This is a genomic window from Arenibacterium halophilum, assembly GCF_005938225.1.
Taxonomy (GTDB): domain Bacteria; phylum Pseudomonadota; class Alphaproteobacteria; order Rhodobacterales; family Rhodobacteraceae; genus Arenibacterium; species Arenibacterium halophilum.
Genome location: NZ_VCPC01000001.1, coordinates 1,089,931 through 1,109,543, shown reverse-complemented (window position 1 = coordinate 1,109,543; position 19,613 = coordinate 1,089,931). Strand labels below are relative to the sequence as shown.

The following is a 19,613-nucleotide window of genomic DNA, read 5'->3' as shown; positions in this document are numbered from 1 at the left end:
ATCGCTCCGGGCGGCGCTTTGCGTTATTTCGCTGCGTCCGGGCGGCGCACGCGGAACACCGCCAGATACAGCGCCGGGGCGAAGACCAGCGTGATGACCGTGCCCGCAATGATGCCGCCCATCATGGCGAATGCCATCGGACCCCAAAAAATTTGCCGCGAGATCGGGATCAGCGCAAGGCTGGCCGCCGCCGCCGTCAGCAGGATGGGGCGGGCCCGGCTGTCGCTGGCCTCGAACACCGCGTCCCAGGCGCTGCTGCCCGCGTCTTTCAGCACCTCGATTTCATGCACCAGGATGATCGAGTTGCGGATCAGGATGCCGATCAGCGCCAGCACCCCAAGGATGGCCACAAACCCCAGCGGCGCGCCCGAGGGCACCAGCGCCGCTACCACCCCGATCAGCCCCAGCGGTGCAACACACAGCACCACGAAAGTCAGCCGGAAACTTTGCATCTGCACCATGATCAGCGTAAGCATGATCAGGATCATCAGCGGCACCACGGCGGCAATCGGCGCCTGGCTGTCGGCGCTGGATTCCACGGTGCCCCCCACCACGGCCTTGTAGCCGAACGGCAGCGAGCGGTTGAACTCGGCAATCGCGGGGGCCAGCGCGGCGGCAATGGTATCGGGCTGGTCACTGGTGGCGATGCCCGATTTCACGGTGATCGTGGGCATCCGGTTGCGCTGGTGGATCACCGGCTGCTCGGTGCCATAGTCAAAGGTTGCCACTGTGCGCAGCGGGATGGTGGTGCCGTTATCCATGTTCAGTTGCAACCCGGCCAGCGCCTCGACCGACTGGCGGGCGCTGTCGTCGCCCCGTGCCAGAATGTCGATCAGGTACTCGCTGTCGCGCAACTGGGTCACGGCGGTGCCATCGTAGATTGCGTTCAGCGCCGAGGCGATGTCGCGCGGGGAAATGCCCAGCTGGCGTGCCTTGTCCTGCAGGATGTTCAGCCGCACCACGCGCGCGGGTTCGTTCCAGTCCATCACCGTGCCCGTCGTGCGCGGATCGGCCGACATCAACGCCGCCAGATCGCGGGCGCGGTCGCGCAGCACGTCGATATCCGGCCCGCTGATGCGGTATTGCACCGGGCGGCCCACGGGCGGGCCGACTTCCAGCAGCTTGACGAAAATATCGCTGCCGGGGAAGTCGTTGGCGGCCACCTCCTCCAGCTCGGCGCGCAGACGGTTGCGTGCCTCGACCGAGGGCGTCTGTATCACGATCTGCCCGGTGTTGGGGCCGGCCGTGGGCACATCATAGGACAGGATGAACCGAGGCGCCCCGCGCCCGACATAGGACGACCAGAACAGCACGTCGTCATGGCCTTGCAGGTGGGTTTCCATCCGCACCATTTCGTCCCGCGTGGCGGTGATCGACGCATTCTGCGGCAGGGTGAAATCCAGGATCAGCTCGGGGCGGTCGGAACTTGGGAAGAACTGGTTCTCGACAAACCGCATCCCCCAAACGGCCCCGCCGAAGATGGCGATGGTGGCGACAATCGTGACCCAGCGAAACCGCATCGCCGCGCGCAGCAGGACGTGAAAGCCCCGGCGCAACCGGCCCGGACCGGCGGCGTGGTGTTTCATCTTCGACGGCAGGAAGGTCACGCCCAGAAGCGGCGCGAACAGCACCGCGACGATCCAGCTGACCAGCAGCGACACGGCGATCACCACGAACAGCGAGAATGTGAATTCCCCGGCGGCGGAATCGTTCAGCCCGATGGGGATGAACCCCGCCACCGTCACCAGCGTGCCCGAGAGCATCGGAAAGGCAATCGAGGTCCAGGCGTACGACGCCGCGCTGGTCAGGCTTTCCCCAATCTCCAGACGCGAGATCATGGTTTCGATCGCGATCATCGCATCGTCCACCAGCAGCCCCAGCGCGATGATGAGCGCGCCCAGCGAAATCCGCTGCAGCGTGATGCCAAGGTAATCCATCACCACAAAGGTGATCGCCAGCACCAGCGGAATGGTCAGCGTGACCACGAACCCGGCACGCAGCCCAAGGCTGACAAAGCTGACCACGAGAACGATGGCGACGGCCTCGGCCAGCGCCTGAAGGAAGTGGTTCACCGCGTATTGCACCACATGCGGCTGGTCGGCCACCTGGTGGATCTCGATTCCAATGGGCAGATCGGACTGCGCCTGCGTGATAACATCGTGCAGGGCCTCGCCGAATTCGATGATGTTCGCGCCCTTGCGCATCCCGACCGACAGGCCCACGGCCTCCTCCCCGTTATAGCGGAACAGCTCGGATGGCGGATCCTGATAGGCGCGCCGGATCGTCGCCACATCGGCCAGTCGGAAGAACCGCCCATCGACGCGCAGGTTGATGTCGGCGAGGCTTTGGGCATCGGTGAACTGACCGCCGATGCGCACCAGCACCCGTTCGGGCCCTGCGTCGATCACGCCGGAAGGCACTATGGCGTTCTGTGCTGCCAGTGTGGCCTGTACCGCGCTTTGGCTGACCCCCAATGCGGCCAGCCGCTCGGTCGAGAAATCAAGGTAGATGGTTTCATCGCGGGTGCCGAAGATCTCGACCTTGCCGGAATCATCCAGCATCTGCACCGCGCGGCGGGTGCGTTCGGCGTAATCGCGCACCTCGCGCGGGGTGAACCCGTCCGACGTAAAGGCAAAGATGTTGCCGAACACATCGCCGAAGTTGTCATTGAACTGGAAGCCTGCGAACTCCTCGGGGAACTCGGGGCGGATGTCGCCCATCATGTTGCGCACCCGCTGCCAGATGCGCGGCAGCTCGGGCGCCTTGGTTTCGGGCAGCAGCTCCAGGTACACCACCGCCTCGCCGGGGCGGGTGACCGAGCGGGTGAAATCCAGCTCAGGCAGCTCTTCCAGCTTCTTCTCGATCCGGTCGGTGACCTGGGTCAGGGTTTCCTGCACGTCCGCACCGGGAAGGGCGGCGGCGATCACCATCGTCTTGATCGAAAAGTCGGGGTCTTCCTCGCGCCCGATGTTGACGTAGGACAGCGCCCCCGCCAGCACCGAGACGATCATCAGGAACCACACGAAAGACCGGTGGCGCAGCGCCCAGTCGGACAGGTTGAAACGGCTCATTGCTGCACACGTGGGCCGACGATCTGCCCATCCTTGAGAGAGTTGATGCCCTTGGCGACGATCTCTTCGCCGGGGGTTATGCCAGACGTGATCTGCAGCCGGTCGCCAAGGCGTGCGCCCAGCGTGACGGGCGTGCGGCGCACCGCGCGGCCCTCGGGGGTGACAACCCAGACGGCGGGGTCCGTGTCGGGCGCGAGGATGGCCGACGCCGGCAGCGAGAGCGCAGCCTGTGTCGTGCTTGTCGCGGTAACTCGCGCCAATGCGCCAAGGCGGAAAGCATCGGGCGGTTCCATCAGAGTCAGGTGCACGCGGCGGGTGCGTGTCGCCGAGGCGGCGACCGGTTCGACCCGCGTCAGCCGCGCGGTGGCGGTGATATTCGGGTCGGCGGCCAAAGTGGCGCGGAACTGCGTGCCGGGCACCATGCCTGCCGCGTCCTGTTCGGTGACGTCGATGACCACCTCGCGCGCATCGGTGCCCGCCAGTTGCACGATGGCCTGCCCGGCGGTGACCGTTGCGCCTGAATCGACCGGAGCCGTGGTGACCACGCCGTCCTGCGGTGCGCGCAGTGTGGCGTGATTCAGCATGTCGGTGGCGCGCGCTTCGGTGGCGCGGGCCTGTTCCAGCCGCGCCTGCGCGGCGGTCAGCGCGCGTTCGGCATCTTCCAGCCGCGTGGTGCTGTCGACACCGCGATCGGCCAGCGTGCTGGCCCGTTCGCGCGCATCGGTGGCTGACCGCAGCTGTGCCTGTGCCACGGCAACTCCGGCGCGGGCGGTGCGCAGATCGGCCTCCAGATCCTCCGGGTCCAGCCGGGCAACGATATCGCCCTGTGCCAGCACGTCGCCGGTATCAACCAGCCGCTCGGCCACGGTACCGGCCATGGGAAAGGCCAGATCGGTTTCGGCCCGTGCGACCACGGTTCCGGCATAGCCCGACGCGCGGCCCGGTTCGGCACTTGCGATGACCGAGGCAACGGGGCGGGGAGCGGGGGTGGGTTCGGTGCTGTCGGCAAATGCGGGCAGGGCGACCAGCGTCATCAGAATGGCAAGGCGGGCGATCATTTCGGTCCCTCCACGTCGCGGACGATGCGCCCGGGGTACAGCAGGTGCGCGCCGTCGGTCACGACCAGCGCGCCTTCTTCCAGCCCCTCGGCCAGCACGATACGCCCGGTTTCAAACCGCGCGATGCGCACGAGGGTGGTGGCAACCTGCATGGTTTCCGGATCCACCGACCAGACGGCGGGCCCCTCGGCGGTGGCCGTCAACGCGGTATAGGGCAGCGTGATCCGGGGTGCGCCTTCGAACGTCACGGTCCCGCGCACCGCATCGCCATAGGATACGTCGGGCGGCGGATCGCTGACCGAAACCTTGACCTGCACGGTGCCGGTGCTGGCGTCGATCAGCGGCGAAATCTCACGCGGGGTGCCGGTGAACGTCGTGGTGGGCTGGTCGATCAGGGAAAGCGTGATGCGGCCCGGTTGTGCGTCGTCATTCGTCAGCATCGCCTCGGGCACGTCGAACACCGCGTCGACATCAGTGCCCAGTGCCAGTTCGATCACCGGTTGCGCGGCGCCAACGACCTGCCCGGGTTCGATGGCGCGGTCGGTTACGGTGGCGGCCTCTGGCGCCAGAAGCGTTGTGTCGTCCAGCGACTTGCGCGCGCGGTCCAGTTCGGCACGGGCCTGATCCAGCGTGCCTTCGGCGATTGTGCGGGCGTCTTCCGCGCTGTCCCGGCTGATACGCGTGGTGGCGCCGCGCGCCAGCAACTGGTCCTGACGGTCCAGATCCTCGACCGCTTGCCGATAATCGGCTTCGGCGGTGGACAGCCCGGCCTCGGCTGCGCGCAGCGCTTGTTCCTGCTGCACCGATTCCATGCGCGCCAGTGGTGCGCCCGCCCGAACGCGGTCGCCCTCTTCGACCAGCACTTCGGCGATTCGGCCGCCGGAGGGGAAGGCTGCGTTCAGCGTGTCTCGCGCGGCGATTTCGCCGGTCAGCGACTGGCTTTGAACATCCGGCATGGCGGTGGCGCGCGCGATCCCGACGGCAAGAGGCGTTTCGGCGGCGGTTGGGCCGATCAACACGGCAATGGCCAGCAGCATCGCGCCAGCCCGAAAGATGCGGTCAGGTTTTTTCATTTCGCGCCTCTTCGGTGCCGGTTGGGGTGTCGCAGACGGAAAACCGGGCCGCGATGGTCTGCATTGCTCTCAAGAAGGCCGGGCGGTCCGCCGGGGGCAACGCATTCAACATCCGCGCGCAGACAACGCGCTTTTCGGCCGAGGCTTCGGCAAAGATCGATTCGCCCGTGGGCGTCAGTGACAGAAGAACGGTGCGACGATCCTGTTCGCTCCGGGTTCGCTGCACGATCCCGTGGCGCACGAGTCGGTCGGCAAGGGCGCTGGCCGTGGTCATCCCGACGCCAAGGTGCGCCGCAAGCTGCGACACCATCGGCGCATCCTGACTGCCGATATAGGTCATCGCCGCGATTTCGGGCGGCGCCATCTTTTTCCAATGCGCGCTGTTCGCGCCAACGCGCGTGGCCGTGGCGATCCGGCTGACAACGGTTTCCACACAGGTCTTCAGCGCGCTGACGGCGTCGTCCTGGGTATCAAGAGGATCATCGGGTTCAGAGGGGCGAGTCGGCATGGGCAGGAGTTCCAATCGTTGGATAGTCCAATAATTGGAGTAATGCTTCGAAGTCAACCCGGCGCCTGCGGCAACCGCGCGCGCCGCCTGTGACCGTGCCGCTTGAATTCCGGCGCGCTGGGCGTTATGTGCGGCGACAACACAGCATCCGAAAGAACCGCAGCCGATGGCCACCAATCCGATCCAGTTCGTCAACCAGGTCCGTTCCGAAGTTGCCAAGGTCGTCTGGCCAACCCGGCGCGAGGTTCTGCTGACCACGGTGATGGTGTTCATCATGGCCGCGCTGACGGCCGTGTTCTTTGCCTTGGTGGACCTTGCCATTCGCGGCGGGTTGCAGGCGCTGCTCGGCTTCTTCGGCTGATTTCCACCATTGGCTGTCGCGTCAGGCGGCGGCCCGGCACTTGATCCCGCGCGGCCATGGCGGTAGGGAGCGCGTGTCCCGATATTTGGCGTGCGGCGATTCGCGCTGCGCGCCGCTTTGTGTCGGGGCAGAGACAAATTTACCGGAAAGCGGCCCGACGCGGGGCCGCATCTCAGGACAAGGACGGCAATCGGCATGGCGAAACGGTGGTACTCGGTCAGCGTTCTTTCGAACTTCGAGAAAAAGATCGCAGAGCAAATCCGCACCTCGGTGACCGAGAACGGGCTTGAGGCCGAGATCGACGAGGTTCTGGTGCCCACCGAAGAGGTGATCGAGGTTCGGCGCGGCAAGAAAGTGTCGACCGAGCGGCGGTTCATGCCGGGTTATGTGCTGGTGCACATGGAAATGTCGGATCGCGGCTATCACCTTATCAGCTCGATCAACCGGGTGACCGGGTTTCTTGGCCCGCAGGGCCGCCCGATGCCGATGCGCGACGCCGAGGTGAACCAGATCCTGAACCGCGTTCAGGAAGGTGAAGAAGCGCCGCGCACACTGATCCGCTTTGAAGTGGGCGAGAAGGTCAAGGTGAGCGACGGCCCGTTCGAGGATTTCGACGGCATGGTCGAAGAGGTGGACGAGGACAACGAGCGCCTCAAGGTCACCGTGTCGATCTTTGGCCGCGAAACCCCGGTCGAGCTGGAATTCACCCAGGTTTCGAAACAGGGCTAGGCCCTTGCGCCGCCCATGCCAGGGCGGCTTTCTGCTGATGGTGTCGACGTCTTGACGGCGACGCCGTGTGCATCTGTTAGAACAGGCCATAGCGGTCATTATCCTGTCAGCGGCATCTTGACCCCGCGGTGATTCACCTCTAGTGGCACCGACGCCGGGCCGCGCGATCCTTTCGCAGTGGCCCCGGTTCAATTCGTGGGAGGTACGCCGGGCGCGCCCGGTCCGCCTGACCACGACAACATGGCCCCCGCATCGCGATGCCGGGGTGTTGGAAAAGGAGAAGGCCAATGGCCAAGAAACTTATGGGCTCGCTCAAGTTGCAGGTGCCCGCAGGTCAGGCGAACCCGTCGCCGCCGGTTGGTCCGGCGCTCGGTCAGCGTGGCATCAACATCATGGAATTCTGCAAGGCGTTCAACGCCAAGACCGCAGACATGGAGCCCGGTGCGCCGTGCCCGACCGTGATCAGCTATTATCAGGACAAGTCCTTCACGATGGACATCAAGACGCCCCCGGCGTCCTACTACCTGAAAAAAGCGGCCAAGGTGAAATCCGGCGCCAAGACGCCGTCGCGCGAAACCGTGGGCACCGTGACCGTCGCCCAGGTGCGTGAAATCGCCGAAGCGAAGATGAAAGATCTGAACGCCAACGACGTCGAAGGCGCAATGCAGATCATCCTGGGCTCGGCCCGCTCCATGGGCATCGAGGTGAAGTAAGATGGCAAAGCTTGGAAAACGCACCCGCGCCGCGCGCGAGGCCTTCGCTGGCAAGGAAAACCTGTCGGTTGAGGACGCTGTAGCCCTGGTAAAGGCGAATGCCGCGGCCAAGTTCGATGAAACCGTCGAAATCGCGATGAACCTGGGTGTTGACACCCGCCACGCCGACCAGATGGTCCGCGGTGTTGTCGGCCTGCCCAACGGTACCGGCAAGGACGTGCGCGTTGCCGTCTTCGCCCGTGGCGCGAAAGCAGACGAAGCTCAGGCCGCTGGTGCCGATATCGTTGGCGCCGAAGACCTGATGGAAACCATCCAGGGCGGCAAGATCGACTTTGATCGCTGCATCGCCACCCCCGACATGATGCCGATCGTTGGCCGTCTGGGTAAGGTTCTGGGCCCCCGGAACCTGATGCCGAACCCCAAGGTCGGCACCGTGACGATGGACGTGGCCGAAGCGGTCAAGGCTGCCAAGGGCGGTGAAGTCCAGTTCAAGGCCGAAAAGGGCGGTGTCGTCCACGCCGGCGTTGGCAAAGCCTCGTTCGACGAAGGCAAGCTGGTGGAAAACGTCCGCGCCTTCATCGGCGCCGTGACCCGTGCCAAGCCCACGGGCGCGAAGGGCACCTACCTCAAGAAGATCGTGCTCAGCTCGTCCATGGGCCCGGGCGTAACGGTCGATGTGGCCGGAGCCGGCAGCGAATAATCGCTTCAGGTTTGTGAATTCGAAAGGGCGGACCACCTGGTCCGCCCTTTTCGATTCCGCGCCCCGGAATTATTTGGGACGCGCCGTTGATTTGAAGCCCCTGCTGTGAAACCCTTCGCCTATTGAGTGACGCCAATATTATGGGGGTAAAATGGCATTTTTTCTTGTGCAACTGTATGCAGCAGACTTTCCGGAAAAGAATTTGCGCGGTTATAAGGTCGCGCTATACGGGTCGGTGACAGCCGGAGAGATCAATCGTGAAGGCGGGTCACCGGCAACCGTGGCACCCGATCAACTTTATGATGCGCTTTGGTATGGGGTCATCGATTTTATCGCGGTGGGAAGCGACCAGGATCTTGTCTCGTTGGAGGCGCTTCTCGGCAATGAGATCTATTATAGCGAATATGATGCGCCGCCACCGCCGACCGAGCCGACCGAAGGCAAGGACAACTTGACCGGCACCGATGCGGCGGACGACATCGATCTGCTGGGCGGCAGCGACACCTATGACGGCCTTGGCGGGGCTGATCTGATCCGGGGTGGGGACGGGAACGACGTTTTGAACGGCGGGGACGGTAACGATCGAATCTGGGGAGGAATCGGGCAAGATACGCTGCGTGGTGACGCGGGCCGTGACCGGCTCTTTGGCGAAGATGGTGGCGACGTCATGCACGGCGGGACAAACGCCGATATTCTGAACGGTGGCGCGGGCGCCGACATGATTTACGGTGAGGCTGGAGGTGACACGCTGATTGGTGGCGACGGATGGGATCTAATGTTCGGCGGCGAAGGCAAGGACGATCTGTCGGGTGGCAAAGGGCTCGACTATCTCTACGGCGGTGCCGGGGCTGATGTGATGTCTGGCGGCGACAGTTCCGACAACTTGTATGGCGAGGGTGGCGCCGACACATTGTACGGAAATAAGGGCATTGATTTGATTTTTGGGGGGGACGGCAACGACACGCTTTATGGCGGTGCTGGGGCGGATCGCTTGTGGGGCGACCGCGGAAACGACGTGTTGATCGGTGGCACAGGCTCGGACACCTTTCTGTTTCAAACCTATGGAGAAAGAAACCGCGATACGATCAAGGATTTCCGCAAGGGCGAGGATCGGATTGAAGTCTATGATCCAGACTATGTGATCCGGAAGGTTGATGGCAACATCGTCCTGAAGTTTGGCGGGGGCGAAAGCCTGACGCTGGAGGGGATTTCGGCGCGCAAGGGTGTGGCCGACAGCATTAAGGTGCGTTTGTACCGCGAGTTCGACAATGGGGATGAGGCGCCAGAGATCACCGCCCCGTACGATTACGATGATACGCTGCTGTAATGCCGGTGTTCGTGCTCTGAACCCCGCCCCACAAGAAATTTCTTGACGAAACCGGAAATATGAGAATGCCCCTTCACATTCCGGCCGTCACGGCCTAGACAAACTTGGTCGGGCGCCCTCGTGATTCGGGGGCGCTTGCCGTTCGTCCGAGACGGTGGGTGAGGTTCTCCTCATAATTCCTGCCCGAGACGGGAAATGACAAAGTTTCTTCGGACCGCCCGTATGGTGTGCCGGGGCAATGCGCAGGACCCGTAAGGACCCGATTGTCGGGGCTTTCGTCCCGGCAGAACTGAGCCGGAGGGTCAAACCTCCCTTACTGGAGTGAAGCTGTGGATAGAGCCCAGAAAGAGAAAGTGGTCGAGGAACTCGGCCAGATCTTCGAAAGCTCTGGCGTCGTTGTGGTTGCCCACTACGTCGGATTGACAGTTGCCGAGATGCAGGATCTGCGCGCGCGTGCACGCGAAGCAGGTGGATCCGTGCGTGTTGCCAAGAACAGGCTCGCCAAGATCGCCCTTGATGGAAAGCCCTGCGCAAGCATTGCCGACCTTCTGACGGGCATGACCGTTCTGACCTATTCCGAGGATCCCGTGGCTGCGGCCAAGGTTGCCGAGGATTTCGCCAAAGAGAATTCGAAGTTCGAAATTCTCGGCGGTGCAATGGGCGAGAACGCGTTGGACCGGGCTGGTGTGACAGCCGTGTCGAAAATGCCTTCGCGCGAGGAGCTTATTGCTTCGATCGTGGGCTGCATCGGCGCGCCTGCAAGCAACATCGCCGGGGCCATTGGCGCACCTGCTTCGAACATCGCTTCCATCCTGTCCACGATCGAGGACAAGGCGGCGGCCTGAGCACTGTAAATCCGGCGCGTGGTTGAACACCCGTCGTTGGAACCCATGTATACAAACGGAAAGAGCTGAAAATGGCTGATCTGAAGAAACTGGCAGAAGAGATCGTTGGTCTGACCCTGCTGGAAGCACAAGAACTGAAAACCATCCTTAAGGACGAATACGGCATCGAGCCCGCAGCTGGCGGCGCAGTCATGATGGCCGGTCCCGCAGACGGTGCTGGCGCCGCTGCCGAGGAAGAAAAAACCGAATTCGACGTCGTTCTGAAGAACGCCGGCGCTTCGAAAATCAACGTGATCAAGGAAGTTCGCGGCATCACCGGTCTGGGCCTGAAAGAAGCCAAGGACCTGGTCGAAGCCGGCGGCAAGATCAAAGAAGGCGTGGACAAAGCCGAAGCCGAAGACATCAAAGCCAAGCTGGAAGCAGCTGGCGCCGAGGTCGAGCTGGCCTAAGCCATACGGTGGGGTCATCCCGCCGCGCAGAATTGGGCTGGATCCGGAATTTTCCGGGTCCAGCCGAACACGTCTTGGAAAGGGCCCCGCGGATCGGGGCGTTTTCTCAGGCGCGGTTCACCGGATCGGGAGGCAGCCATTGGGACGGCAGCCATGAATTGATCCGAACCCGCTGTCTCGTATGGGCAAGGCGCCGTAGCCCGACGCCGCTCTTGCCCGGTGAGAAATTCGAAAGGTGACACCTGACATGGCTCAATCGTTCCTTGGCCAGAAACGTCTTCGTAAATATTATGGCAAAATCCGCGAAGTGCTGGAGATGCCGAACCTGATCGAGGTTCAGAAATCCTCGTACGACCTGTTCCTGAATTCCGGCGACCAGCCCGACCCGAGCGATGGCGAAGGTATCATGGGTGTGTTCCAGTCGGTGTTCCCGATCAAGGATTTCAACGAAACCAGCGTGCTGGAATTCGTGAAATACGAGCTGGAAAAGCCCAAGTACGACGTCGAGGAGTGCCAGCAGCGCGATATGACCTACAGCGCGCCGCTGAAGGTGACGCTGCGCCTGATCGTTTTCGATATCGACGAAGACACCGGCGCCAAATCGGTCAAGGACATCAAGGAACAGGACGTGTTCATGGGCGACATGCCCCTGATGACACCGAACGGTACGTTCATCGTGAACGGCACCGAGCGCGTGATCGTCAGCCAGATGCACCGCTCGCCCGGTGTGTTCTTTGACCACGACAAGGGCAAGACGCACAGCTCGGGCAAATTGCTGTTCGCCTGCCGGATCATCCCCTATCGCGGGTCGTGGCTGGATTTCGAATTCGACGCCAAGGACATCGTGTACGCGCGCATCGACCGTCGCCGCAAGTTGCCGGTGACGACGCTGCTGTATGCGCTGGGTCTGGACCAAGAAGGCATCATGAATGCCTACTACAACACGATCCAGTACAAGTATCAGAAGGGCAAGGGCTGGGTCACCAAGTTCTTCCCCGAGCGCGTGCGCGGGACCCGTCCGCCGTTCGACCTGGTCGATGCGGCCACCGGCGAGGTAATTGCCGAAGCGGGCAAGAAGATCACCCCGCGCGCGGTCAAGAAACTGATCGACGAAGGCAATGTGACCGAGCTGCTGGTGCCGTTCGAGAACATCACCGGCAAGTTCGTCGCGCAGGACATCATCAACGAAGACAACGGCGCGATTTATGTCGAAGCCGGTGACGAGCTGACGCTGGAATACGACAAGGACGGCGACCTGATCGGCGGCACCGCGAAGGAACTGATCGACGCGGGCATCACCGACATTCCGGTGCTGGACATCGACAACATCAACGTCGGTCCCTACATGCGCAACACCATGGCGATGGACAAGAACATGAACCGCGACACCGCGCTCATGGACATCTATCGCGTGATGCGCCCGGGCGAGCCGCCCACCGTCGAAGCCGCTGGCACCCTGTTCGACACGCTGTTCTTCGACAGCGAACGCTATGACCTGTCGGCCGTGGGCCGGGTCAAGATGAACATGCGCCTTGCACTCGACAAACCCGACACCCAGCGCACGCTGGACCGCGACGATATCGTCGCCTGTGTGAAGGCGCTGGTTGAACTGCGCGACGGCAAGGGCGACATCGACGACATCGACCACCTTGGCAACCGCCGGGTGCGCTCGGTCGGCGAGCTGATGGAAAACCAGTACCGCGTCGGTCTGCTGCGCATGGAGCGCGCGATCAAAGAACGCATGTCCAGTGTCGAGATCGACACCGTGATGCCGCAGGATCTGATCAACGCCAAGCCTGCCGCTGCCGCCGTGCGCGAATTCTTCGGCAGCTCGCAGCTGTCGCAGTTCATGGACCAGACCAACCCGCTGTCGGAAGTGACGCACAAACGCCGCCTGTCGGCGCTTGGGCCGGGCGGTCTTACACGCGAGCGTGCCGGCTTTGAGGTGCGCGACGTCCACCCGACCCACTATGGCCGGATGTGCCCGATTGAAACGCCGGAAGGCCCGAACATCGGTCTGATCAACTCGCTGGCGACCTTCGCGCGCGTGAACAAGTACGGATTCATCGAAACCCCGTACCGCGTCGTGAAAGAAGGCCAAGTCACCGACGAAGTGCACTACATGTCGGCGACCGAGGAAATGCGTCACACCGTGGCACAGGCCAACGCAACGCTGGACGACGACGGCAAGTTCGTGAACGAGATGGTCAACACCCGCCAGTCGGGCGACTATACGCTTGCGCCGGTCGAAAGCGTCGATCTGATCGACGTGTCGCCCAAACAGTTGGTCTCGGTCGCGGCCTCGCTGATCCCGTTCCTTGAAAACGACGACGCCAACCGCGCTCTGATGGGCTCGAACATGCAGCGTCAGGCGGTTCCGCTTCTGCGGGCCGAGGCGCCGCTGGTCGGCACCGGGATCGAGGAAGTCGTGGCGCGCGACTCGGGCGCCGCGATCATGGCGCGCCGCGCCGGGATCATCGACCAGGTCGATGCTCAGCGGATCGTGATCCGGGCCACCGAGGACCTGGAACTGGGCGATGCGGGCGTCGACATCTACCGTATGCGCAAGTTCCAGCGCTCGAACCAGAACACCTGTATCAACCAGCGTCCGCTGGTGAAGGTGGGTCAGCAGGTTGGAAAGGGCGAAGTCATCGCCGACGGCCCCTCGACCGACCTGGGTGAACTGGCGCTTGGCAAGAACGTGGTCGTCGCCTTCATGCCGTGGAACGGCTACAACTACGAAGACTCGATCCTGATTTCCGAGCGGATCGCGCGTGACGACGTGTTCACCTCGATCCACATCGAGGAATTCGAAGTCGCCGCCCGTGACACGAAGCTCGGGCCCGAGGAAATCACCCGCGACATTCCGAACGTGGGTGAAGAGGCGCTGCGCAACCTCGACGAAGCCGGCATCGTCTATATCGGTGCCGACGTGGAGCCGGGCGACATTCTGGTGGGCAAGATCACGCCCAAGGGCGAGAGCCCGATGACCCCGGAAGAGAAACTGCTGCGCGCCATCTTCGGCGAAAAGGCCAGCGACGTGCGCGACACCTCGCTGCGCGTGAAGCCGGGCGATTTCGGCACCGTTGTCGAGGTTCGCGTATTCAACCGCCACGGTGTGGAAAAGGACGAACGTGCGCTTCAGATCGAGCGCGAGGAAGTCGAGCGTCTGGCCCGCGACCGGGATGACGAGCTGGCGATCCTCGACCGCAACATCTATGCCCGCCTCAAGGGCATGATCATGGGCAAGACGGCCGTGAAAGGCCCGAAAGGCGTGAAGGCCGGGTCGGAAATCACCGACGATCTGCTGGATACGCTGAGCCGTGGCCAGTGGTGGCAACTGGCGCTGGAAGACGAGAAGGACGCCCAGATCGTCGAAGCCCTGAACGAGCAGTACGAGGTGCAGAAACGCGCGCTCGACGCCCGCTTCGAGGACAAAGTCGAGAAGGTGCGCCGGGGCGACGATCTGCCGCCGGGCGTGATGAAGATGGTCAAGGTCTTCGTCGCGGTGAAGCGCAAGCTGCAGCCGGGCGACAAGATGGCTGGCCGTCACGGCAACAAAGGTGTGATTTCCAAGGTGGTCCCGATGGAGGACATGCCGTTCCTCGCGGACGGTACGCCGGTCGACTTCTGCCTCAACCCGCTGGGTGTGCCGTCGCGGATGAACGTCGGTCAGATTCTGGAAACCCACATGGGTTGGGCCGCGCGCGGCCTTGGTCTGAACATCGACGAGGCCTTGGGTGAGTACCGCCGCTCTGGCGATCTGACCCCGGTCCGCGAAGCGATGCGTCTGGCCTATGGTGATGATGTCTATGACGAAGGCATTGAATCCATGGACGAAACCGCGCTGATCGACGCGGCGGGCAATGTTGCTCGCGGTGTGCCGATTGCAACGCCGGTCTTCGATGGTGCCAAAGAGGCCGACGTGAACGACGCGCTGGCGCGCGCCGGGTTCGACACCTCGGGGCAGTCCGATCTGTTCGATGGCCGTACCGGCCAGCAGTTCAGCCGCAAGGTGACGGTGGGTGTGAAATACCTGCTGAAACTGCACCACCTCGTGGACGACAAAATCCACGCGCGCTCGACCGGGCCCTACAGCCTCGTTACCCAGCAGCCGCTGGGCGGGAAGGCGCAGTTCGGTGGTCAGCGGTTCGGGGAAATGGAAGTCTGGGCTCTGGAAGCCTATGGCGCTGCCTATACCCTGCAGGAAATGCTGACCGTGAAATCGGACGACGTTGCCGGCCGGACCAAGGTGTACGAAAGCATCGTGAAGGGCGAGGACAACTTTGAAGCGGGTATCCCCGAAAGCTTCAACGTTCTTGTCAAAGAGGTGCGTGGCCTTGGCCTGAACATGGAACTCCTGGATGCGGAGGAGGAATAGGGCGACCCCAAAGTTTTTATGAAAAACTTTGTCCCAAACTTTTCATAAAAGTTTGGGCGCCCCGTCCCAGCCATCCGCACGATATTCAAGGATTTGAAAATGAACCAGGAACTGACAAACAACCCGTTCAACCCGCTGACCCCGCCGAAGGTTTTCGACGAAATCAAGGTGTCGCTGGCCAGCCCCGAGCGGATCCTGTCGTGGTCCTACGGCGAGATCAAGAAGCCGGAAACCATCAACTACCGCACGTTCAAGCCCGAGCGTGACGGACTGTTCTGCGCGCGTATCTTTGGCCCGATCAAGGATTACGAATGCCTTTGCGGCAAGTACAAGCGCATGAAATATCGCGGTGTCGTCTGCGAGAAATGCGGCGTGGAAGTCACGCTGCAAAAGGTCCGCCGCGAGCGGATGGGCCATATCGAGCTGGCCGCGCCGGTGGCGCACATCTGGTTCCTGAAATCGCTGCCCAGCCGCATCGGCCTGATGCTGGACATGACGCTGCGCGACCTGGAGCGGGTGCTGTATTTCGAGAACTACGTTGTGATCGAACCCGGCCTGACCGATCTGCAGTATGGCCAGATGCTCACCGAAGAAGAGTATATGGACGCGCAGGATGCCTATGGCATGGATGCCTTCACCGCCAATATCGGTGCCGAGGCCATCCGCGAGATGCTGGCCCAGATCGACCTTGAATCCGAGGCGGAACAGCTGCGTGCCGATCTGGCCGAAGCCACGGGCGAGCTTAAGCCGAAGAAAATCATCAAGCGTCTGAAGGTCGTCGAATCCTTCCTCGAGTCGGGCAACCGGCCCGAGTGGATGGTCATGACGGTGATCCCGGTCATCCCGCCGGAACTGCGTCCGCTGGTGCCGCTGGACGGTGGCCGGTTCGCCACGTCGGATCTGAACGACCTGTATCGCCGCGTGATCAACCGGAACAACCGCCTGAAGCGCCTGATCGAGTTGCGCGCGCCCGACATCATCGTGCGCAACGAAAAGCGGATGCTGCAGGAATCCGTCGACGCCTTGTTCGACAACGGCCGCCGTGGTCGCGTGATCACGGGCGCCAACAAGCGTCCTCTGAAATCACTGTCGGACATGCTGAAAGGCAAGCAGGGCCGCTTCCGTCAGAACCTTCTTGGGAAACGCGTCGACTTTTCGGGCCGCTCGGTCATCGTGACCGGGCCGGAGCTGAAACTGCACCAGTGCGGGTTGCCCAAGAAGATGGCGCTCGAACTGTTCAAGCCGTTCATCTACTCGCGCCTTGAAGCCAAGGGCCTGTCGAGCACGGTGAAGCAGGCGAAGAAACTGGTCGAGAAAGAACGCCCCGAAGTCTGGGACATCCTGGACGAGGTGATCCGAGAGCACCCGGTGATGCTGAACCGCGCACCGACGCTGCACCGTCTGGGCATTCAGGCGTTCGAACCCGTCCTGATCGAAGGCAAGGCGATCCAGCTGCACCCGCTGGTCTGTTCGGCCTTCAACGCGGACTTCGACGGCGACCAGATGGCCGTGCACGTTCCGCTAAGCCTTGAGGCCCAGCTGGAAGCGCGCGTTCTGATGATGTCGACGAACAACGTTCTGTCGCCCGCAAACGGCGCGCCGATCATCGTTCCCTCGCAGGATATGATCCTTGGCCTGTATTATGTCACGCTGGAACGCGAAGGCATGAAGGGCGAAGGCATGGTCTTTGGCTCGATCGAGGAAGTCCAGCATGCGCTGGACGCGGGTGTCGTGCACCTGCACTCCAAGATTCAGGCGCGGATCACGCAGATCGACGACGAAGGCAACGAGGTTCAGAAGCGGTTTGAAACCACGCCGGGCCGTGTCCGTCTGGGCGCGCTGCTGCCGCTGAACGCGAAAGCTCCGTTCGAACTGGTCAACCGTCTGCTGCGCAAGAAGGAAGTGCAGCAGGTGATCGACACCGTCTACCGGTACTGCGGCCAGAAAGAGTCGGTCATCTTCTGTGACCAGATCATGTCGATGGGCTTCAAGGAGGCGTTTGCCGCCGGGATTTCCTTTGGCAAGGACGACATGCTGATCCCCGAAACCAAATGGCCGATCGTGGAAGAAACCCGCGAGCAGGTGAAGGATTTCGAACAGCAGTACATGGACGGCCTGATCACCCAGGGCGAAAAGTACAACAAGGTTGTCGATGCCTGGTCGAAGTGTAACGACCGCGTCACCGAAGCCATGATGGGCTCGATCTCGGCCAGCCAGCGCGATGCAGATGGCTCGGAGCGTGAACCGAACTCGGTCTACATGATGGCCCACTCGGGTGCGCGTGGCTCGGTTACGCAGATGAAGCAGCTGGGCGGGATGCGCGGCCTGATGGCGAAGCCGAACGGCGACATCATCGAAACGCCGATCATCTCGAACTTCAAGGAAGGTCTGACCGTTCTTGAATACTTCAACTCGACCCACGGCGCGCGGAAAGGTCTGTCGGACACCGCGTTGAAAACCGCGAACTCGGGGTATCTGACCCGCCGTCTGGTGGACGTGGCACAGGACTGCATCGTGCGTATGCGCGATTGTGGCACCGACAATGCCATCACCGCCGAAGCGGCCGTGAAAGAAGGCGAAGTTGTCGCAACCCTGGCCGAGCGTGTTCTGGGCCGTGTCGCGGCCGAGGACATCAAGCGCCCCGGCACCGACGAGGTTCTGATCGCCCATGGTCAGCTGATCGACGAACGCATGGCCGACACCATCGACGAAGCCAACGTGCAAAGCGCGCGCATCCGCTCGCCGCTGACCTGTGAGGCAGAGGAAGGCGTTTGCGCCATGTGCTATGGTCGTGACCTTGCACGCGGCACGATGGTGAACTCGGGTGAAGCGGTGGGTATCATCGCGGCGCAGTCGATCGGGGAACCCGGTACACAGCTGACGATGCGGACCTTCCACATCGGCGGCGTGGCGCAGGGTGGCCAGCAGTCCTACCTGGAATCGAGCCAGGCGGGCAAAGTGGTTTATGAGAACGCGCAGACGCTGGAGAACGCCAATGGCGAGATCCTCGTGATGGGCCGGAACATGAAGCTGCTGATTCAGGACGAGGATGGCGAGGAACGCGCAAGCCACAAGATCGGCTATGGCACCAAGCTGTTCGTCAAGGATGGCCAGATGATCAAGCGCGGCGACAAGCTGATCGAATGGGATCCCTATACCCTGCCGATCATCGCGGAAAAGGCCGGTACGGCGAAGTTCGTGGACCTCACCAGCGGTATCGCCGTGCGTGACGAAACCGACGATGCCACCGGCATGACCCAGAAGATCGTGATCGACTGGCGCGCGGCCCCCAAGGGCAACGAGCTGAAGCCCGAGATCATTCTGGTCGGCGAAGATGGCGAACCTGTCCGCAACGAAGCAGGCAACCCGGTGACCTATCCCATGTCGGTGGACGCGATCCTGTCGGTGGAAGACGGGAACGAGGTGAAGGCCGGCGACGTGGTTGCACGTATCCCGCGCGAAGGCGCCAAGACCAAGGACATCACCGGGGGTCTGCCCCGCGTGGCGGAACTGTTCGAGGCACGTCGTCCCAAGGATCACGCGATCATCGCGGAAATCGACGGCTATGTGCGGTACGGTCGCGACTACAAGAACAAGCGCCGTATCAGCATCGAGCCCGCCGATGAATCGATGGAGCCTGTCGAATACATGGTGCCCAAGGGCAAGCACATTCCGGTTCAGGAAGGTGATTTTGTCCAGAAGGGCGATTACATCATGGACGGCAACCCGGCGCCGCATGACATCCTTGCCATCATGGGCGTCGAGGCCTTGGCCGACTACATGATCAACGAGGTGCAAGAGGTCTATCGCCTGCAGGGCGTGAAGATCAACGACAAGCACATCGAGGTCATCGTCCGTCAGATGCTGCAGAAGTGGGAGATCCAGGAAAGCGGCGATACCACGCTGCTGAAAGGCGAACACGTCGACAAGCAGGAATTCGACCAAGCCAACGAAAAGGCGCTCGCCAAGGGTGGCCGTCCGGCGCAGGGCGAACCGATCCTGCTGGGCATCACCAAGGCCTCGCTGCAGACCCGGTCGTTCATCTCGGCCGCGTCCTTCCAGGAAACCACCCGCGTGCTGACCGAAGCGTCGGTGCAGGGCAAGAAGGACAAGCTGGTTGGCCTCAAGGAAAACGTGATCGTCGGGCGCCTGATCCCGGCGGGCACCGGCGGGGCGACCCAGCAGGTGCGTCGCGTGGCCCAGGATCGCGACAACGTGGTGATCGAAGCCCGCCGGGAAGAAGCCGACGCAGCAGCGGCCCTGGCAGCCCCGACCGACGAAGATATCATCGGGACGGATGCCACATACGATCCGCTGATCGACACGCCGGAAAGCCGCGATTAATCCGCGCGTTCACCGCTAGACACATCAGCCCCCGCGCCCAACCGGCGCGGGGGT

At 62.5% G+C, this 19,613-nt stretch carries 13 protein-coding genes; 9 read left to right on the top strand and 4 right to left on the bottom strand.

The features are described from left to right. Window positions 1–23 precede the first annotated feature (23 nt). Genes FGK64_RS05310 through FGK64_RS05295 form a run of 4 tightly spaced genes read right to left on the bottom strand, consistent with a single transcriptional unit; the run spans window position 24 to window position 5,710 of the window. Window positions 24–3,071, bottom strand: coding sequence for an efflux RND transporter permease subunit (locus FGK64_RS05310; RefSeq protein WP_138862723.1), 3,048 nt, complete (start codon window positions 3,069–3,071; stop codon window positions 24–26). Continuing rightward, window positions 3,068–4,129 (bottom strand): efflux RND transporter periplasmic adaptor subunit, encoded by a 1,062-nt coding sequence (locus FGK64_RS05305; protein WP_138862722.1) that lies wholly within the window; start codon window positions 4,127–4,129, stop codon window positions 3,068–3,070. Before FGK64_RS05305 ends, FGK64_RS05310 begins: the two co-directional genes overlap by 4 nt. After that, entirely contained in the window at window positions 4,126–5,202 is a 1,077-nt protein-coding gene (locus FGK64_RS05300; RefSeq protein ID WP_138862721.1) for an efflux RND transporter periplasmic adaptor subunit, read from the bottom strand. Before FGK64_RS05300 ends, FGK64_RS05305 begins: the two co-directional genes overlap by 4 nt. Continuing rightward, complete coding sequence (locus tag FGK64_RS05295; protein WP_138862720.1) at window positions 5,189–5,710, bottom strand: MarR family winged helix-turn-helix transcriptional regulator; 522 nt, start codon at window positions 5,708–5,710, stop codon at window positions 5,189–5,191. The genes FGK64_RS05300 and FGK64_RS05295 overlap by 14 nt, the downstream gene beginning before the upstream one ends. Before the next feature lie 166 nt (window positions 5,711–5,876). Between FGK64_RS05295 and secE the strand changes: the two genes are divergently transcribed. The 9 genes from secE to rpoC all read left to right on the top strand — a co-directional run bounded on the left by secE (window position 5,877) and on the right by rpoC (window position 19,559). After that, window positions 5,877–6,071 (top strand): preprotein translocase subunit SecE, encoded by a 195-nt coding sequence (gene secE / locus FGK64_RS05290; protein ID WP_138862719.1) that lies wholly within the window; start codon window positions 5,877–5,879, stop codon window positions 6,069–6,071. 195 nt (window positions 6,072–6,266) lie between these two features. After that, a complete protein-coding gene (nusG, locus tag FGK64_RS05285; RefSeq protein ID WP_138862718.1) occupies window positions 6,267–6,800 on the top strand; it encodes a transcription termination/antitermination protein NusG in 534 nt (177 codons plus the stop codon). 287 nt (window positions 6,801–7,087) lie between these two features. Then, a complete protein-coding gene (gene rplK / locus FGK64_RS05280; RefSeq protein WP_138862717.1) occupies window positions 7,088–7,513 on the top strand; it encodes a 50S ribosomal protein L11 in 426 nt (141 codons plus the stop codon). A gap of 1 nt (window position 7,514) precedes the next feature. Continuing rightward, window positions 7,515–8,213, top strand: coding sequence for a 50S ribosomal protein L1 (rplA, locus tag FGK64_RS05275; RefSeq protein WP_138862716.1), 699 nt, complete (start codon window positions 7,515–7,517; stop codon window positions 8,211–8,213). 151 nt (window positions 8,214–8,364) lie between these two features. Next, window positions 8,365–9,540 carry a calcium-binding protein gene (locus tag FGK64_RS22705; RefSeq protein ID WP_138862715.1) on the top strand — a complete coding sequence of 392 codons (1,176 nt, stop codon included), beginning with the start codon at window positions 8,365–8,367 and terminating at the stop codon, window positions 9,538–9,540. A gap of 329 nt (window positions 9,541–9,869) precedes the next feature. Beyond that, on the top strand, window positions 9,870–10,385 hold the full coding sequence (gene rplJ / locus FGK64_RS05265) for a 50S ribosomal protein L10 (protein ID WP_138862714.1): 516 nt from the start codon (window positions 9,870–9,872) through the stop codon (window positions 10,383–10,385). 71 nt (window positions 10,386–10,456) lie between these two features. Beyond that, window positions 10,457–10,834 (top strand): 50S ribosomal protein L7/L12, encoded by a 378-nt coding sequence (gene rplL, locus FGK64_RS05260; protein ID WP_109468773.1) that lies wholly within the window; start codon window positions 10,457–10,459, stop codon window positions 10,832–10,834. 247 nt (window positions 10,835–11,081) lie between these two features. Continuing rightward, window positions 11,082–15,215, top strand: a complete 4,134-nt coding sequence (gene rpoB / locus FGK64_RS05255) for a DNA-directed RNA polymerase subunit beta (protein WP_138862713.1) — start codon at window positions 11,082–11,084, stop codon at window positions 15,213–15,215. A 99-nt stretch (window positions 15,216–15,314) separates the two neighbouring features. Continuing rightward, window positions 15,315–19,559 carry a DNA-directed RNA polymerase subunit beta' gene (rpoC, locus tag FGK64_RS05250; RefSeq protein WP_138862712.1) on the top strand — a complete coding sequence of 1,415 codons (4,245 nt, stop codon included), beginning with the start codon at window positions 15,315–15,317 and terminating at the stop codon, window positions 19,557–19,559. Window positions 19,560–19,613 lie beyond the last annotated feature (54 nt).

Excerpts from the sequence above, each read along its gene's own strand:
- secE (WP_138862719.1), top strand. The coding sequence starts at position 5,877 with ATGGCCACCAATCCGATCCAGTTCGTCAACCAGGTCCGTTCCGAAGTT.
- rplL (WP_109468773.1), top strand. The coding sequence starts at position 10,457 with ATGGCTGATCTGAAGAAACTGGCAGAAGAGATCGTTGGTCTGACCCTG.
- FGK64_RS05300 (WP_138862721.1), bottom strand. The coding sequence starts at position 5,202 with ATGAAAAAACCTGACCGCATCTTTCGGGCTGGCGCGATGCTGCTGGCC.
- FGK64_RS05305 (WP_138862722.1), bottom strand. The coding sequence starts at position 4,129 with ATGATCGCCCGCCTTGCCATTCTGATGACGCTGGTCGCCCTGCCCGCA.
- FGK64_RS22705 (WP_138862715.1), top strand. The coding sequence starts at position 8,365 with ATGGCATTTTTTCTTGTGCAACTGTATGCAGCAGACTTTCCGGAAAAG.
- nusG (WP_138862718.1), top strand. The coding sequence starts at position 6,267 with ATGGCGAAACGGTGGTACTCGGTCAGCGTTCTTTCGAACTTCGAGAAA.
- rpoB (WP_138862713.1), top strand. The coding sequence starts at position 11,082 with ATGGCTCAATCGTTCCTTGGCCAGAAACGTCTTCGTAAATATTATGGC.
- FGK64_RS05295 (WP_138862720.1), bottom strand. The coding sequence starts at position 5,710 with ATGCCGACTCGCCCCTCTGAACCCGATGATCCTCTTGATACCCAGGAC.
- FGK64_RS05310 (WP_138862723.1), bottom strand. The coding sequence starts at position 3,071 with ATGAGCCGTTTCAACCTGTCCGACTGGGCGCTGCGCCACCGGTCTTTC.
- rpoC (WP_138862712.1), top strand. The coding sequence starts at position 15,315 with ATGAACCAGGAACTGACAAACAACCCGTTCAACCCGCTGACCCCGCCG.
- rplK (WP_138862717.1), top strand. The coding sequence starts at position 7,088 with ATGGCCAAGAAACTTATGGGCTCGCTCAAGTTGCAGGTGCCCGCAGGT.
- rplA (WP_138862716.1), top strand. The coding sequence starts at position 7,515 with ATGGCAAAGCTTGGAAAACGCACCCGCGCCGCGCGCGAGGCCTTCGCT.